The organism is Neobacillus sp. NPDC093182, from assembly GCF_044754045.1.
Genome location: NZ_JBIVOI010000025.1, coordinates 19,226 through 36,757, shown reverse-complemented (window position 1 = coordinate 36,757; position 17,532 = coordinate 19,226). Strand labels below are relative to the sequence as shown.

Below are 17,532 nucleotides of genomic sequence, written 5' to 3'. Positions count from 1 at the left end.
CTCCCTTCGTGATTGTTCTACGGCTCTATCTTTGAACCGTAGTTCAACCCCGTTATTTTTTACGACGACGTACGATAAACTTATCGGATTTGTTCTTTTTCTTACGAGTTTTGAATCCAAGAGTTGGTTTACCCCATGGAGACATAGGTGATTTACGTCCGATTGGTGAACGTCCTTCACCACCACCGTGTGGGTGATCGTTAGGGTTCATAACAGATCCACGAACTGTTGGGCGCTTGCCTAACCAGCGTGAACGTCCTGCTTTACCAATGTTGATAAGTTCGTGCTGCTCATTTCCTACTTGACCGATTGTTGCACGGCACTCAGCAAGAATCATACGAACCTCACCAGAATTCAAACGTACAAGTACGTATTTTCCTTCTTTACCTAAAACCTGTGCAGATGTACCAGCAGAACGTACTAATTGGCCACCCTTACCTGGTTTTAATTCAATGTTGTGTACTACAGTACCAACAGGGATGTTTGCTAATGGCAATGCGTTACCTACTTTAATATCTGCCTCTGGGCCAGACATAACTTCCATACCTACTACTAGGTTTTTAGGAGCTAGGATATAACGCTTTTCACCATCTACATAGTTAATTAATGCAATATTTGCGGAACGGTTTGGATCGTACTCGATAGTGGCAACGCGTCCAGGAATGCCATCTTTGTTACGTTTGAAATCAATGATTCGGTATGAACGCTTATGGCCGCCACCTTGATGACGAACAGTTAACTTACCTTGGTTATTACGGCCGCCTTTTCTCTTTAAAGGTGCTAATAGAGACTTTTCTGGTGTGCTAGTTGTGATTTCTGCGAAATCAGAAACTGTCATACCGCGTCGACCATTAGAGGTAGGTTTGTACTTTTTAATCGCCATTTTATTCCCTCCTCTTCTTGTTAGTTTTTATTATGCTTCAAAGAATTCAATTTCTTTGCTATCAGCAGTTAGTTTTACAATTGCTTTACGACGTTTGTTTGTGTAACCACCGAATTTACCCATGCGCTTGAATTTACCTTTATAGTTCATGATGTTAACTTTTTCAACTTCAACGCCAAAGATTTCAACGATTGCATCTTTAACTTGAGTTTTGTTAGCTCTCACATCAACTTCAAACGTATATTTCTTTTCAGCCATTAGGTCAGTAGAACGTTCAGTGATAACGGGGCGCTTAATGATATCGCGTGCATCCATTATGCAAGCACCTCCTCTACTTTTTCAACTGCAGCTTTCGTCATGATTAATTTATCATGATTTACTACATCAAGAACATTGATTCCGTCAGCAGTTACAACTGTTACACCAGGGATGTTACGAGCAGAAAGTGCTACATTTTCATCAAGGTCAGCAGTAACGATAAGTGCTTTCTTCTCAACAGAAAGGCCACCTAATACTGTCTTAAAATCTTTTGTTTTTGGAGCATCGAAAGCAAGGCTTTCTAATACTAATACATTCTCTTCTAACACTTTAGAAGATAGTGCAGATTTAATCGCTAAGCGACGAACCTTTTTAGGTAATTTGTAGCTGTAGCTGCGTGGTGTTGGACCGAAAACAGTACCACCTCCGCGCCATTGTGGAGAACGGATAGACCCTTGACGAGCACGACCAGTTCCTTTTTGACGCCATGGTTTACGTCCACCACCGCGAACTTCAGAACGAACTTTTACTTTATGAGTTCCTTGACGTAAAGAAGCTCTTTGCATAACAATCGCTTCGAATAATACGTGTTGGTTAGGCTCGATACCAAATACTGATTCATTAAGTTCGATTTCACCAACTTGTGATCCGTTTTGGTTAAATAATGAAACTTTAGGCATTCTTTTGCTCCTCCTTTCTTATGAAGATATTACGCTTTTACCGCACTTTTAATCTTTAATAAAGCTTTTTTAGGTCCTGGAACGTTACCTTTGATTAATAGTAAGTTACGTTCAACATCTACCTTAACAATTTCAAGATTTTGAACAGTAATTTGTTCTCCACCCATACGTCCAGGTAATAATTTACCTTTGAATACGCGGTTTGGAGCAACAGGTCCCATTGAACCTGGACGACGGTGATAACGTGAACCGTGAGCCATTGGGCCGCGTGATTGTCCGTGACGCTTGATTACGCCTTGGAAACCTTTACCCTTTGAGATTCCTGTTACATCTACTACATCGCCTGCAGCGAAAATATCAACTTTGACTTCTTGACCAACTTCATATCCTGTTACGTCCACTCCGCGGAATTCGCGAACGAAGCGCTTAGGATTAGTGTTTGCCTTAGCAACATGTCCTTTTTCTGGTTTGTTTGCTAACTTTTCACGCTTATCTTCAAATCCAACTTGAACAGCTTCGTAACCGTCGCTTTCAACTGATTTTTTTTGGAGAACTACGTTTTGAGCAGCTTCTACTACAGTAACTGGAATTAAGTTGCCGTTTTCTGCAAATACTTGAGTCATACCAATCTTTCTTCCTAAGATTCCTTTGGTCATTTAAGTCACACCTCCTACAGTTTTGGTTATTTATTTTTACTAAAGTTTAATTTCGATATCAACACCAGATGGTAAGTCTAAACGCATTAACGCATCAACTGTTTGTGGAGTTGGGTTAACGATGTCGATTAGACGCTTATGTGTTCTCATTTCGAACTGTTCACGAGAATCTTTGTACTTATGCACCGCACGAAGGATCGTGTAGATTGATTTTTCAGTCGGTAGTGGAATCGGACCAGAAACGGCTGCACCTGAACGCTTTGCTGTTTCAACGATTTTTTCTGCAGACTGATCAAGAATTCTGTGATCATAAGCTTTTAAACGGATACGAATCTTTTGTTTTGCCATTATTTTCCCTCCTTTATTCGCCTATTTTAAAAATAGACATTCTCAGTGAAAATTTCCCACACACTCGCCATGGCAAAGCGGCCGGGTGTGTCAGCAACCTTTCACATCATCGCAGTCAAAGACCAACATTGTCTATTATACATAAAACATTAGGCAAACGCAACATTTTTTTATATTTTCTTTTTCGTTACGTTTAGCACACTTTTAATATTATAGCGACCTGTTTATACATTTTCAATAGAAAATATCATTCTCCAAAAATAACCTATAACAACGCTTTAATAACTGAATATTACATATCATTTAACTGTGAAAAATTCAGCTAGGATGCCGGGCTCATTCTGCCTCAGTACGCTCTAATCTTAGATATGCTGTCCGAATACTGGCAGAATACTGGCAGCAGTCTCAGTTTATATAAATATATATATAGAAGAAAATAGTTTTTTACATAAAAAAAGCAGCTGGATCGTCATCCAGCTGCTTCTTATATAACTGATAATTAAATTATTCAGTGATAGTTGTGATTGAACCTGAACCTACAGTACGTCCGCCTTCACGGATAGAGAACTTAGTACCTTCTTCGATCGCTACAGGAGCGATAAGCTCAACGATCATTTCGATGTGGTCACCAGGCATAACCATTTCTACGCCTTCTGGAAGATTACAAATACCAGTAATATCAGAAGTACGGAAATAGAATTGTGGACGGTAGTTAGTGAAGAATGGAGTATGACGTCCACCTTCTTCTTTTGATAATACATAAACTTGTGCTTTGAACTTTGTGTGTGGAGTGATTGATTTCGGCTTAGCCAATACTTGACCACGCTCGATATCTTCACGTGCTACACCACGAAGAAGGGCACCAATGTTGTCTCCAGCTTCAGCAAAATCAAGAAGCTTACGGAACATTTCTACACCAGTTACAGTTGTAGATTTTGGCTCTTCAGTGAAACCTACGATTTCAACTACGTCACCAACTTTAACTACTCCACGCTCTACACGTCCAGTAGCAACTGTTCCACGACCAGTGATTGAGAATACATCCTCAACTGGCATCATGAAAGGCTTATCAGTGTCACGAGTTGGTTGCGGAATCCATTCATCAACTGCATTCATAAGTTCATAGATTTTTTCTTCCCAAGCAGCGTCACCTTCTAAAGCTTTAAGAGCAGAACCTTTGATAACTGGAGTGTCATCGCCAGGGAAATCGTATTCAGATAAAAGATCACGGATTTCCATTTCTACTAATTCAAGTAGTTCTTCGTCATCAACCATATCACACTTGTTCATGAATACAACAAGGTAAGGTACGCCTACCTGACGAGAAAGAAGGATGTGCTCACGAGTTTGTGGCATTGGGCCATCAGTTGCAGATACAACTAGGATACCGCCGTCCATTTGAGCAGCACCAGTGATCATGTTTTTAACATAGTCAGCGTGTCCTGGGCAGTCTACGTGTGCATAGTGACGGTTGTCAGTTTCATACTCAACGTGCGCAGTAGAGATTGTGATTCCACGCTCTCTTTCTTCTGGAGCACCATCAATTTGATCATATGCACGAGCTTCTGCTTTACCAGTTTTAGCAAGAACAGAAGTGATTGCAGCAGTTAAAGTTGTTTTACCGTGGTCAACGTGACCAATTGTACCAATGTTAACGTGTGGCTTTGAACGGTCGAATTTAGCTTTACCCATTAGGAAAATCCTCCTTTAATATAGAAAAATTAAGTATAGTTTAGGAAACTGTAAACTGAATTCTCTCAATTTCACAGTTTCCATTGTTACATAAGTAGTTATACTTTATAAAAAGGTGAAAATCAATTATTCACCTTTATTTTTTTTGATAATTTCTTCAGAAACTGATTTTGGTACTTCTTCATAGTGATCAAAGTGCATAGAGAATACTCCACGGCCTTGTGTACTAGAACGAAGTGCTGTTGCATAACCAAACATTTCAGAAAGTGGAACCTGTGAACGTACTACTTGTGCGTTACCACGTGCTTCCATGCCTTCAACGCGTCCGCGACGTGCAGTGATTTGACCCATAATATCACCTAGGTACTCTTCAGGGATTACAACTTCAACCCTCATCATAGGCTCTAGAATGACTGGTTTACACTTTGATGCCGCGTTTTTAAGTGCCATTGAAGCAGCAATCTTAAACGCCATTTCAGAGGAGTCAACATCATGGTATGACCCATCAAATAATCTTGCTTTAATATCAACTAGTGGATAACCAGCTAGAACACCGCGATCTAACGCATCTTCTAGTCCAGCTTGTACCGCTGGGATGTATTCACGCGGAACAACACCACCGACGATACCATTTTCAAATTCGAATCCTTTACCTTCTTCATTAGGTGAGAACTCGATCCAAACGTGTCCATATTGTCCACGACCACCAGATTGACGAGCAAACTTACCTTCAACTTGTGCAGAAGCACGGAATGTCTCACGGTAAGCAACCTGTGGAGCACCTACGTTAGCTTCAACCTTAAATTCACGACGCATACGGTCTACAATAATATCAAGGTGAAGCTCACCCATACCAGCGATGATAACTTGTCCAGTTTCCTGGTCAGTGTGCGCACGGAAGGTTGGATCTTCTTCTTGAAGTTTTTGTAGTGCAGTAGTCATTTTATCTTGGTCAGCTTTAGACTTAGGTTCAACAGAAAGTTGGATTACTGGCTCTGGGAATTGCATAGACTCTAGGATAACAGGGTTTTTGTCGTCACATAGAGTATCACCAGTAGTTGTATCTTTCAAACCTACAGCAGCAGCAATGTCACCAGCGAAAACCTTAGAGATTTCCTGACGGCTGTTTGCATGCATTTGTAGGATACGTCCTATACGCTCACGCTTGCCTTTAGTTGAGTTCTGAACGTATGATCCAGACTCTAAAGTACCAGAGTAAACGCGGAAGAACGTTAATTTACCAACATAAGGGTCAGTCATAACTTTAAATGCAAGAGCAGAGAATGGCTCTTCATCGCTTGAATGACGCTCAACTAATTCTTCTTCATCATCAACAGCGTGACCTTTAATTGCAGGTACATCTAATGGTGATGGAAGGTAATCGATAACTGCGTCTAACATTAACTGAACACCTTTGTTTTTAAAAGCAGATCCACAAATAACAGGATAGAATTCAACATTAACAGTACCTCTGCGAATACCAGCTTTTAGTTCTTCTTTGGTAATCTCTTCGCCGCCAAGGTATTTTTCCATTAATTCTTCATCTAATTCTGCTACCGCTTCAACTAGCTTTTCACGCCATTCTTCAGCAAGTTCACGGTGTTCTTCAGGAATGTCACGCACTTCAATATCTGTGCCTAAGTCATTACTGTAGAATACTGCGTTCATTTCCACAAGGTCAATGATTGCTGAGAATTCATCTTCAGCACCGATAGGTAACTGAATTGGGTGGGCATTCGCTTGCAAACGATCGTGTATTGTTCTTACAGAATACAAGAAGTCTGCACCGATTTTGTCCATTTTGTTTACAAATACTACACGTGGTACACCGTAAGTTGTTGCTTGACGCCAAACTGTCTCAGTTTGTGGTTCAACACCAGACTGTGCATCAAGTACCGCTACCGCACCATCAAGTACACGAAGGGAACGTTCAACTTCAACTGTGAAGTCTACGTGTCCTGGAGTATCAATGATGTTTACGCGATGACCTTTCCACGATGCAGTTGTTGCTGCGGAAGTAATTGTGATCCCGCGTTCTTGCTCTTGCTCCATCCAGTCCATCTGAGAAGCACCTTCATGTGTTTCACCGATTTTATGAATTTTACCAGTGTAATAAAGTACGCGCTCAGTGGTCGTCGTTTTACCGGCATCGATGTGTGCCATGATGCCGATATTACGAGTGTTTTCTAAGGAGAACTCTCTTGCCATGGGTCTTTCTCCTTCCTAGTATAGAAGTTTTTATATTAAAGGTAATCCTACCAACGATAGTGAGCAAACGCTTTGTTTGCTTCTGCCATTTTGTGTGTATCTTCACGCTTCTTAACAGATGCTCCAGTGTTATTAGCTGCATCCATGATTTCGTTCGCTAAACGCTCTTCCATTGTCTTTTCACCGCGAAGACGCGCATAGTTTACTAACCAGCGAAGACCAAGAGTTGTACGACGGTCAGGGCGCACCTCGATTGGTACTTGATAGTTTGCTCCACCTACACGGCGTGCTTTTACCTCAAGTACTGGCATGATGTTCTTCATTGCTGCTTCGAATACTTCCATAGGTTCTTTGCCAGAGCGTTCACGAATTGTTTCAAACGCTGAGTAAAGAATTTCTTGGGACTTACCTCTTTTACCGTCAACCATCATTTTGTTGATTAGACGAGTAACTAATTTAGAATTGTAAAGTGGATCTGGTAACACGTCTCTTTTTGCTACAGGACCTTTACGTGGCATTTAATTTCCTCCTTTCAAACAAGCATTCTATTTAAACTGTTTTATTTCTTAGCTGCTTTTGGTCTCTTAGTACCATATTTAGAACGACCTTGCATACGGTTGTTAACACCAGCCGTATCAAGAGCACCACGTACGATGTGATAACGTACCCCCGGTAAGTCTTTTACACGTCCTCCACGAATAAGAACAACACTGTGTTCTTGAAGGTTGTGGCCGATACCAGGAATGTATGCAGTCACCTCAATACCGTTTGTCAAACGTACACGAGCATATTTACGTAACGCTGAGTTCGGTTTCTTTGGAGTCATAGTACCAACACGAGTACATACTCCGCGTTTTTGTGGTGAAGTTACATTTGTTTGTGACTTTTTGAAGCTGTTGTAACCTTTGTTAAGCGCAGGTGATTTTGACTTTTCCTCTTTAGATTGACGAGGCTTGCGCACTAATTGGTTAATAGTTGGCATGTTACTTTTCCTCCCTTCATTATTTGTAAGCCCACACATCCAGGTGGTTCATTTTTGTGCAAAAACAAAGTCTTTGCAGATCTTCTATCTACAAAAACAGTTTTTAACGGATAATTACTACAGTTGAAGCACCAACTTCTATTCCACATGCTTTCCCGAGTTTTTTCATCGAGTCCACATAGATAATCGGGATGTTCATTTCTTGAGCTAGTTTTACGACCGACGCCGTTACGTTCGTTTCTGCATCACTTGCAATGATTAGCTCACAAGAGTGCCCATCCTTCAGTACTTTAACTGTTTGTTTAGTTCCTATAACAATCTTAGTTGCCTGTAATACTTTTTCATAAGACATTTATCATATCCTCCAAAGTATCAGGTGAATAGGAGCACCTTTGATATAATACCATCTTAAAAAGTAGATGTCAACAAAACTTAAAACTTTTTTTAAATAACATTTTCTTTAAAATGCGGTACACGCGTGACCGCGGGTACCGCATTATTTTAACTTTTAATCAATTGTAACTGTTTCTTCGGAGGTAGTGTCCCTTAAAACAGGCTCTGCTTTGCGATAGCGCTGCATACCTGTTCCCGCTGGAACTAGCTTACCGATGATAACATTTTCTTTTAAGCCAAGTAATTCATCGCGCTTGCCTTTAATTGCTGCATCAGTAAGAACTCTTGTTGTTTCTTGGAAGGATGCGGCAGACAAGAATGAATCTGTTTCAAGCGATGCCTTCGTAATACCGAGCAATACTGGACGGCCGGTAGCAGGTAATTTTCCAGCTAACAATGCTTTTTCATTTGCATCAGTGAATTGGTGGATATCTAATAGTGTACCAGGAAGTACATCTGTTTCACCTGCATCACTTACGCGTACCTTACGCATCATTTGACGAACCATTACTTCTACGTGCTTATCGCCAATTTCAACACCCTGCATACGGTAAACCTTTTGAACTTCGCGTAACAGATATTCTTGAACAGCATTAACGTCTCTTACCTTGATTAATTCTTTAGGGTCAATAGAACCTTCTGTTAATTCTTGACCACGGGCAATTGGATCATTAACTGCTACTTTCAGGCGTGCTGTGTACGGAGCATTATAAGTTCGTGATTCAATCTCACCTTGAACAATAATTTCATGCTGGCGATCACGACCTTCATTAATACCAACAACTACACCATCAATTTCAGAAATAACCGCAACCCCTTTAGGATTACGCGCTTCAAAGATTTCTTGAATACGCGGTAAACCTTGAGTGATATCGTCTCCTGCAACACCGCCTGTATGGAATGTACGCATTGTTAACTGTGTACCAGGTTCACCAATTGATTGGGCAGCAATGATTCCAACTGCTTCCCCAACTTCAACTTCTTGACCTGTAGCCAAGTTACGGCCATAACACTTCTTACATACACCATGACGGGTATTACATGTAAAGGCAGAGCGAATTTTCACTTCTTCAATCCCCGCACCAACGATCGTTTCAGCTAGATCTTCAGTGATCAGTCCGTTTTCAGGAACTAGCACTTCTTTCGTTTCAGGATGTCTAATTGGGTTACGAGCATAACGGCCAATTAAACGTTCGTCCAAGCCTTCGATAACCTCTGTACCATCTTTTAATGAACGGATTAACAAACCACGGTCGGTTCCACAATCATCTTCACGGACAATTACATCTTGTGCAACGTCAACTAGACGACGTGTTAAGTAACCAGAGTCAGCAGTTTTTAATGCTGTATCGGCAAGGCCTTTACGGGCACCGTGTGTTGAAATGAAGTATTCTAAAACTGTCAGACCTTCACGGAAACTTGACTTGATTGGTAATTCAATGATACGTCCAGCCGGGTTGGCCATCAAACCACGCATACCTGCAAGCTGAGTAAAGTTAGATGCGTTACCACGGGCTCCGGAGTCACTCATCATGAAAATAGGATTCGTTTTATTCAACGATTTCATCAGTTTCCCTTGAATGGTATCCTTCGCTGCACTCCAAATAGCAATGACGCGATCATAACGTTCGTCTTCAGTAATTAATCCACGACGGAACTGTTTCATAACGTTATCAACCTTGCTTTGTGCCTCATGTAGAATTTCTTGCTTTTCAGGTAATACCACGATATCAGCCACACCGACAGTAATACCTGCCTTTGTAGAATATCTAAATCCTAAGTCCTTCATACGGTCTAGCATTTTAGACGTTTCAGTAATTTTGAATCGCTTAAATACTTCGGCAATGATATTACCAAGGATTTTCTTTTTGAACGGATCTACGATAGGCATTTCTTTAATTCTAGCTTTAACATCTTCACCTTTTTCAACAAAATAATTTGCTGGTGTTTCAACTTCTAAATTCTGTCTTGTTGGTTCGTTGATATACGGGAAAGATTTCGGAAGAATTTCATTAAAAATAAGTTTCCCTACTGTAGTAATCAGTAACTTATTATTTTGTTCTTCTGTCAACGTTTCATTACCTAATGAACCAGCATGGACAGCAACACGAGTGTGCAGATGAACATAGCCATTTTGATAAGCAATTAATGCCTCATTAGTATCCTTAAAAATCATACCCTCTCCGACAGCGCCTTCTCTTTCAAGAGTTAGGTAGTAGTTACCTAGTACCATATCCTGAGAAGGTGTAACAACTGGCTTTCCATCTTTAGGGTTCAAGATATTTTGAGCTGCAAGCATTAAAAGTCTAGCTTCTGCTTGTGCTTCAGACGAAAGCGGAACGTGAACAGCCATTTGGTCACCATCAAAGTCTGCATTGTAAGCAGTACATACAAGAGGGTGAAGGCGAATCGCTCTTCCTTCAACCAGTGTAGGTTCAAATGCCTGAATTCCAAGTCTATGAAGTGTCGGGGCCCGGTTTAATAAAACTGGGTGCTCACGAATAACATCTTCAAGTACATCCCATACCTCAGGAGATACTCTTTCAATCTTACGTTTTGCAGATTTAATGTTATGGGCTAACCCTTTTTCTACTAGTTCCTTCATGACGAATGGCTTAAATAACTCAAGTGCCATTTCCTTTGGAAGACCACATTGGTACATTTTTAAATTCGGACCAACAACGATAACGGAACGACCAGAATAGTCAACACGTTTACCAAGCAGGTTTTGACGGAATCGACCTTGCTTCCCTTTTAACATATGGGAAAGTGACTTCAGTGGACGATTTCCCGGACCTGTTACCGGACGGCCGCGACGGCCATTATCAATTAATGCGTCTACTGCTTCTTGAAGCATACGCTTTTCGTTTTGAACGATAATACTTGGAGCACCAAGATCCAACAAACGCTTTAGGCGATTATTACGATTAATTACACGACGGTATAAATCGTTCAAATCGGATGTAGCGAATCTTCCTCCATCCAACTGTACCATTGGACGAAGTTCTGGAGGAATGACAGGAAGAACATCAAGAATCATCCATGATGGCTCATTTCCAGAGTTACGGAATGCTTCCAACACTTCAAGACGCTTAATCGCACGAGTACGACGCTGGCCTTGTGCTGATTTTAACTCTTCTTTTAATGCGTCAACCTCTTTATTTAGATCGATATCAGAAAGAAGCTTTTTAATCGCTTCAGCTCCCATGGCTGCTTGGAATTTATTTCCATACTTTTCACGGTATGCACGATATTCTTTTTCTGATAAAAGTTGTTTCTTATCAAGAGCTGTATCTCCTGATTCTGTTACAACATAAGAAGCAAAGTAAATAATTTCTTCTAATGCCCTAGGAGACATATCTAAAACTAGTCCCATCCGGCTAGGGATACCTTTAAAATACCAAATATGAGATACAGGAGCAGCTAGCTCAATATGCCCCATACGTTCACGACGAACCTTTGCACGTGTTACTTCAACACCGCATCGATCACATACAACACCTTTGTAACGGACACGTTTATATTTACCGCAGTGACATTCCCAGTCCTTTGTTGGACCAAAGATTCTCTCACAGAATAAACCATCCTTTTCAGGCTTCAATGTACGATAGTTAATGGTTTCTGGCTTCTTTACTTCACCAAATGACCAAGAACGGATTTTATCCGGTGATGCCAGACCAATCTTCATATACTCAAAATTATTAACATCCAGCAAGGGGCCTACCTCCCTTTCTATCTAGACAATCATTAGCTGAAGCACACTTAGGTGCTTCAGCTAATTCTTATTCCTTGGAACCAACCTTTTCAGATTCAAATGCTTGTGTTTCTGGAACAATGTTTAATGTATCGACTTGCTGCAAGTCATCTTCATCTTCCATATCACGCATTTCGATTTCTTTTTCATCTCCAGATAGGATTTTTACATCCATACCAAGACTCTGAAGTTCTTTTATTAATACTTTGAACGATTCAGGAACACCTGGTTCCGGTACATTTTCGCCTTTTACAATGGCTTCATACGTTTTCACACGACCGACAACGTCATCTGATTTTACTGTCAGAATTTCTTGAAGTGTATATGCGGCACCGTATGCTTCAAGCGCCCAAACCTCCATCTCACCGAAACGCTGTCCGCCAAATTGTGCTTTACCGCCAAGTGGCTGCTGCGTTACAAGTGAGTATGGTCCAGTTGAACGTGCATGAAGTTTATCATCAACCATGTGAGCAAGTTTAATCATATACATGACACCGACAGACACACGATTATCGAACGGTTCACCCGTACGTCCATCATATAATACGGTTTTTGCATCATTAGCCATTCCAGCTTCTTCAATTGTTCCCCAAACATCTTCTTCACGTGCACCGTCAAATACCGGTGAAGCTACGTGGATTCCAAGAGCTCTAGCTGCCATTCCTAAATGAAGCTCCAACACCTGGCCGATGTTCATACGTGAAGGAACGCCTAAAGGATTCAACATAATATCAATAGGGGTACCATCCGGTAAATACGGCATATCCTCTTCTGGTAATATCCGAGAAATAACCCCTTTATTACCATGACGGCCCGCCATTTTATCCCCTTCATGAATCTTACGCTTCTGAACAATATAGACACGAACCAGCTGATTTACGCCTGGTGGCAATTCATCGCCATCTTCACGATTAAAGACTTTAACGTCAAGGACAATACCGCCTCCGCCATGCGGAACTCTTAGCGACGTATCACGAACCTCACGCGCCTTTTCTCCGAAGATTGCATGCAATAGACGTTCTTCAGCAGTAAGCTCTGTAACACCCTTAGGAGTTACCTTACCAACAAGCAAGTCGCCATCTTTTACCTCAGCACCAGTACGAATAATTCCACGCTCATCCAAATTTCGAAGGGCATCTTCCCCTACATTTGGAATATCACGGGTAATCTCTTCTGGTCCTAGTTTTGTATCACGTGATTCTGACTCATATTCTTCAATATGAATAGAAGTATATACATCATCTTTTACAAGACGTTCACTCATAATAATCGCATCTTCATAGTTGTATCCATCCCAGTTAACGAAACCAACTAAAACGTTACGACCTAGAGCTAGTTCACCTAGTTCCATAGAAGGACCATCCGCTAAAATCTCGCCTTTTGTTACGTGGTCACCCACTGCAACAATTGGGCGTTGATTATAACAGGTTCCCTGATTAGAACGGATGAATTTCAACATTTTATATTTATCAAGGTCACCTTTAACTTCTTGACCATCGACAGTATTAATACGGCGTACCCAAACTTCACGTGCCTCAACATGCTCAACGATTCCTTCATGCTTACAGATAACTGCTGCTCCGGAGTCTTTACCAGAAACATATTCCATTCCTGTTCCAACCCTTGGTGCTTCCGGCTGTAGAAGCGGCACTGCCTGACGCTGCATGTTCGCTCCCATCAAGGCACGGTTAGAGTCATCGTTTTCTAAGAACGGAATACAAGCTGTCGCCGCAGAAACTACCTGTTTAGGAGATACATCCATATAGTCGATACGGTCACGTTTTACAACTGTGTTTTCACCACGGAAACGAGCAACAACATCTTCATCGATGAATGTACCGTCGTCACTAAGACGGGAATTCGCCTGTGCTACAACATAGTTATCCTCTTCATCTGCTGTTAAATAATCGATTCGGCCTGTAACCTTTCCAGTATCAGGATCAATTCGGCGATATGGAGTTTCAATGAAACCAAAACGATTTACCTTTGCAAATGATGATAGTGAGTTGATCAAACCAATGTTTGGTCCCTCTGGCGTTTCAATCGGACACATTCGGCCATAGTGGGAATAGTGAACGTCACGTACTTCAAATCCCGCACGTTCACGAGTTAATCCACCAGGTCCTAATGCAGATAAACGACGCTTATGGGTTAATTCCGCAAGCGGGTTCGTTTGATCCATGAATTGCGATAACTGGGAGCTTCCGAAGAACTCTTTTATTGACGCAATGACTGGACGAATGTTAATTAACTGCTGTGGTGTGATTGTAGCAGTATCTTGAATCGACATTCTTTCACGAACAACACGTTCCATACGAGACAAACCAATACGGAATTGATTTTGCAGCAATTCACCAACAGAACGAAGACGTCTGTTTCCTAAATGGTCAATATCGTCTGTATCACCAACACCATGCAGTAAGTTAAAGAAATAACTGATTGATGCAATAATATCAGCAGGTGTAATATTCTTAATTGGTTCAGCAACATAAGCATTGCCTAGTACATTGATTACCTTTTCACCATCGTCATTCGGTGCATAGATTTTAATTCCTTGAAGAATGATTTCTTCCTCTACTACACCTCCAACTGGATTAAAGCCCTTGAAGTTAACATCCTTTTCGAGAGCAGGAATAATCCGATCAAGGTTTCTGCGGTCTAGAAGCGTACCTTTTTCTGCAATAATTTCACCTGTCTCAGGATCAATAAGAGATTCAGCCAAACGCTGATTGAATAAACGATTTTTAATATGAAGCTTTTTGTTAATTTTATAACGGCCTACATTTGCTAAATCATATCTCTTTGGATCAAAAAATCTTGATACCAATAAGCTCTTTGCGTTATCTACAGTTGGAGGTTCACCAGGACGCAGACGCTCATAAATTTCTAGAAGCGCTTTTTCTACTCCCTCAGTGTTGTCCTTTTCAAGAGTATTGCGAATGTACTCATTGTCTCCAATCAATTCAATGATTTCTTGATCAGATCCGAAGCCAAGTGCACGCAAAAGAACCGTAACGGGCAGTTTCCGAGTACGATCTATCCTGACATATACGACATCTTTGGCGTCAGTTTCATATTCCAGCCAAGCGCCGCGGTTCGGAATCACAGTAGCCGTAAATCCTTTTTTTCCGTTTTTATCAAGTTTTCCACTAAAGTATACGCTCGGTGAACGTACTAACTGAGAAACGATAACACGTTCTGCCCCGTTAATGACAAACGTTCCCGTTTCAGTCATAAGTGGAAAATCACCCATAAAAACATCTTGATCTTTTACTTCGCCTGTTTCTTTGTTTACAAGACGTACTTTAACACGCAATGGTGCAGAATATGTAACGTCCCGCTCTTTCGATTCCGCAACAGAATACTTAGGTTCGCCAAGGCTGTAATCAATAAATTCTAGTGATAGGTTACCAGTAAAGTCTTCAATCGGTGAAATATCCTGGAACATTTCACGCAATCCCTCATCAAGAAACCACTGATATGAAGAGGTTTGGATTTCGATAAGATTTGGTAATTCTAAAACTTCACTGATTCGTGCGTAACTTCTTCGTTGGCGGTGTCGTCCATACTGAACTAGTTGACCTGTCAACTGATTCACCCCTCAAATCAAGCGTTTTTATAAAACATATATTTTGGTCTTATGTAAGGACTAAAGAGACCTTCCATCAGACAAAAAAAGAAAAAGGGTTTTTATTTCTTAAAAACCACATTTTCACATTTTGACTATTATTTTGTCATCATTTCCGTCTTAAACCATTTTTATACCATGAAAATAAGTATTTACAGGAATAATTCGGAAATTATTATGATGGCATTTTATAATGCTACCATATGTGACATTTTCAAGTCAACTATTTTACCGCTTTAATGATAAAATAACCTTTTGACTTGTCAACAGTCTCAACCATAGTAAATAATTGATTTAATTTTTCAATGGCCGAAGGTGCTCCTTGCTTCTTTTGAATAACAACCCAAAGCTCGCCGCGGGTGACTAAATGCTCATGACTCTGTTCGAAGATATCATGAACCGTCTTTTTTCCCGCCCTGATTGGAGGATTTGTTAAAATAGCAGCAAAATTGAATTCCTTAACATTGATCAAAGTATCACTTTCGTAAATATCAACATTGTGTACCGAATTTTGTCCAGCATTAGCCTTTGCTAGTTCAATCGCCCGTTCGTTTACATCGATCATATGTACAATGCGACCCGGAAAATTTTTTGCAATCGAAATACCAATGGGACCGTAACCGCAGCCTACATCTAGAACAGGCCCTTCTACACTTGGCAATTCAAAAGCTTCTATTAATAAGCGCGAACCAAAATCAACTTCCTTCTTTGAAAATACTCCATTATCCGTTTTAAAGCGAAATAACTGATTCCTTAAGGTAAAGTCCCAAAATTTCGGATCACTTTCGACCTTTTGGGTGCGAGAATAGTAATGTTCAGACAATAAGCTCACCTCCTGAGGAGTGTTTATTAATGAGGTTACCCGAGGAAAAATCTAATATCCAGCAGGAACACCTAGGCGCTTCCGCTTTTAAGATATCGAAAAAAAGCCCGCTTATACAGCGAGCTTTTCTATAAGTTTATTACTTAACTTCAACGTTAGCTCCAACTTCAGCAAGTTTAGCTTTAAGTTCTTCAGCTTCTTCTTTAGATACGCCTTCTTTAACAGCTTTTGGAGTGTTGTCAACAAGATCTTTTGCTTCTTTAAGACCAAGACCTGTGATTTCACGTACAACTTTGATAACCTTGATTTTTTGATCTCCAGCGCTAGCAAGGATTACATCAAATTCAGTTTGCTCTTCAACAGCAGCAGCACCAGCTCCGCCAGCCATTGCTACAGGAGCAGCAGCAGTTACGCCGAATTCTTCTTCAATTGCTTTTACTAGATCGTTAAGTTCTAAAACAGTCATAGATTTAACTGCTTCAATGATTTGTTCTTTAGTCATTTTAATTTTCCTCCTTAGTTTTCATTCCGTTATTTGTTAAGCGGTAAGTTTGTCCAGTTCCAGCGCCTAGGGGCTCGGGGTCATAAGCCAATCCGTCAAAAAGGTTAAAGAGCAACCTTTCTGCCGGCTCGTCTTATGCCTGTCGCCCCTGTTCGAGTCGCTTCCACTTTTCTATTTAGCTTACGCGCCTTGTTCTTCTTTTTGTTCTGCAACTGCTTTTGTAGCAAGAGCAAGGTTGCGGATTGGAGCTTGTAGTACGCTGAGTAGCATAGAAAGCAAGCCTTCGCGTGAAGGTAGTTCTGCAAGTGCTTTAACCTCTTCAACTGTTGCTACATTGCCTTCGATTACACCAGCTTTAATTTCAAGTGCATCATGCTTTTTCGCAAAGTCGTTAAGAATTTTTGCAGGTGCTACTACATCTTCTGTGCTGAACGCAATAGCGTTCGGACCAGTTAATGCTGCGTTTAACTCTGAAAGTTCAGCTGCATCAGCTGCACGGCGAGCCATAGAGTTTTTGTAAACTTTAAAGTCGATACCAGCTTCACGAAGTTGCTTACGAAGTTCAGTTACTTCAGCAACAGTTAGCCCACGGTAGTCAACTACGATTGTTGAAACACTAGCTTTTAACTTAGCTGTAATTTCATCAACGATTTGAACCTTTTGTTCGATTGCGCTGCTCATCTTTACACCTCCTGTAGATTCTCTACATTTATACCAGGCAAAGT

The 17,532-nt window shown here is 40.8% G+C and carries 15 protein-coding genes and 1 other annotated feature (1 of these 16 running past the window's edge); all 15 genes read right to left on the bottom strand.

The genetic code is table 11. The features are described 5' to 3' along the window. Positions 1 to 52: 52 nt before the first annotated feature. Positions 53 to 883 (bottom strand): 50S ribosomal protein L2, encoded by an 831-nt coding sequence (rplB, locus tag ACIQAA_RS30010; RefSeq protein WP_034676082.1) that lies wholly within the window; start codon positions 881 to 883, stop codon positions 53 to 55. Between the two features lie 30 nt (positions 884 to 913). Next, the gene (gene rplW / locus ACIQAA_RS30005; RefSeq protein ID WP_034676080.1) at positions 914 to 1,198 is read right to left on the bottom strand and encodes a 50S ribosomal protein L23; all 285 of its coding nucleotides are present in this window, start codon (positions 1,196 to 1,198) and stop codon (positions 914 to 916) included. Further along, positions 1,198 to 1,821, bottom strand: coding sequence for a 50S ribosomal protein L4 (rplD, locus tag ACIQAA_RS30000; protein ID WP_179161260.1), 624 nt, complete (start codon positions 1,819 to 1,821; stop codon positions 1,198 to 1,200). The genes rplW and rplD overlap by 1 nt, the downstream gene beginning before the upstream one ends. Positions 1,822 to 1,850: 29 nt before the next feature. Then, positions 1,851 to 2,477 carry a 50S ribosomal protein L3 gene (gene rplC, locus ACIQAA_RS29995; RefSeq protein WP_179161261.1) on the bottom strand — a complete coding sequence of 209 codons (627 nt, stop codon included), beginning with the start codon at positions 2,475 to 2,477 and terminating at the stop codon, positions 1,851 to 1,853. Between the two features lie 39 nt (positions 2,478 to 2,516). Next, complete coding sequence (gene rpsJ / locus ACIQAA_RS29990; protein ID WP_034676072.1) at positions 2,517 to 2,825, bottom strand: 30S ribosomal protein S10; 309 nt, start codon at positions 2,823 to 2,825, stop codon at positions 2,517 to 2,519. Between the two features lie 504 nt (positions 2,826 to 3,329). Then, positions 3,330 to 4,517 (bottom strand): elongation factor Tu, encoded by a 1,188-nt coding sequence (gene tuf / locus ACIQAA_RS29985; protein WP_307193060.1) that lies wholly within the window; start codon positions 4,515 to 4,517, stop codon positions 3,330 to 3,332. A gap of 126 nt (positions 4,518 to 4,643) precedes the next feature. Then, positions 4,644 to 6,725: an elongation factor G gene (fusA, locus tag ACIQAA_RS29980; RefSeq protein ID WP_402626928.1), complete on the bottom strand. Its 2,082-nt coding sequence runs from the start codon at positions 6,723 to 6,725 to the stop codon at positions 4,644 to 4,646. Between the two features lie 47 nt (positions 6,726 to 6,772). Beyond that, positions 6,773 to 7,243, bottom strand: coding sequence for a 30S ribosomal protein S7 (rpsG, locus tag ACIQAA_RS29975; RefSeq protein WP_402626926.1), 471 nt, complete (start codon positions 7,241 to 7,243; stop codon positions 6,773 to 6,775). A 41-nt stretch (positions 7,244 to 7,284) separates the two neighbouring features. Then, positions 7,285 to 7,707, bottom strand: coding sequence for a 30S ribosomal protein S12 (gene rpsL / locus ACIQAA_RS29970; protein WP_034676061.1), 423 nt, complete (start codon positions 7,705 to 7,707; stop codon positions 7,285 to 7,287). Between the two features lie 103 nt (positions 7,708 to 7,810). Further along, complete coding sequence (locus tag ACIQAA_RS29965) at positions 7,811 to 8,059, bottom strand: 50S ribosomal protein L7ae-like protein (RefSeq protein ID WP_402626923.1); 249 nt, start codon at positions 8,057 to 8,059, stop codon at positions 7,811 to 7,813. A 156-nt stretch (positions 8,060 to 8,215) separates the two neighbouring features. Then, on the bottom strand, positions 8,216 to 11,815 hold the full coding sequence (gene rpoC / locus ACIQAA_RS29960; protein WP_402626920.1) for a DNA-directed RNA polymerase subunit beta': 3,600 nt from the start codon (positions 11,813 to 11,815) through the stop codon (positions 8,216 to 8,218). Between the two features lie 67 nt (positions 11,816 to 11,882). Then, positions 11,883 to 15,443, bottom strand: coding sequence for a DNA-directed RNA polymerase subunit beta (gene rpoB, locus ACIQAA_RS29955; RefSeq protein ID WP_402626917.1), 3,561 nt, complete (start codon positions 15,441 to 15,443; stop codon positions 11,883 to 11,885). A 262-nt stretch (positions 15,444 to 15,705) separates the two neighbouring features. Continuing rightward, positions 15,706 to 16,305 carry a class I SAM-dependent methyltransferase gene (locus ACIQAA_RS29950; RefSeq protein WP_402626915.1) on the bottom strand — a complete coding sequence of 200 codons (600 nt, stop codon included), beginning with the start codon at positions 16,303 to 16,305 and terminating at the stop codon, positions 15,706 to 15,708. A 139-nt stretch (positions 16,306 to 16,444) separates the two neighbouring features. After that, entirely contained in the window at positions 16,445 to 16,807 is a 363-nt protein-coding gene (gene rplL / locus ACIQAA_RS29945) for a 50S ribosomal protein L7/L12 (protein ID WP_221830847.1), read from the bottom strand. A gap of 180 nt (positions 16,808 to 16,987) precedes the next feature. Beyond that, the gene (gene rplJ / locus ACIQAA_RS29940) at positions 16,988 to 17,488 is read right to left on the bottom strand and encodes a 50S ribosomal protein L10 (protein ID WP_402626912.1); all 501 of its coding nucleotides are present in this window, start codon (positions 17,486 to 17,488) and stop codon (positions 16,988 to 16,990) included. Positions 17,489 to 17,521: 33 nt separating this feature from the next. Then, positions 17,522 to 17,532: a sequence feature (ribosomal protein L10 leader region), on the bottom strand; it runs 134 nt beyond the window's last position.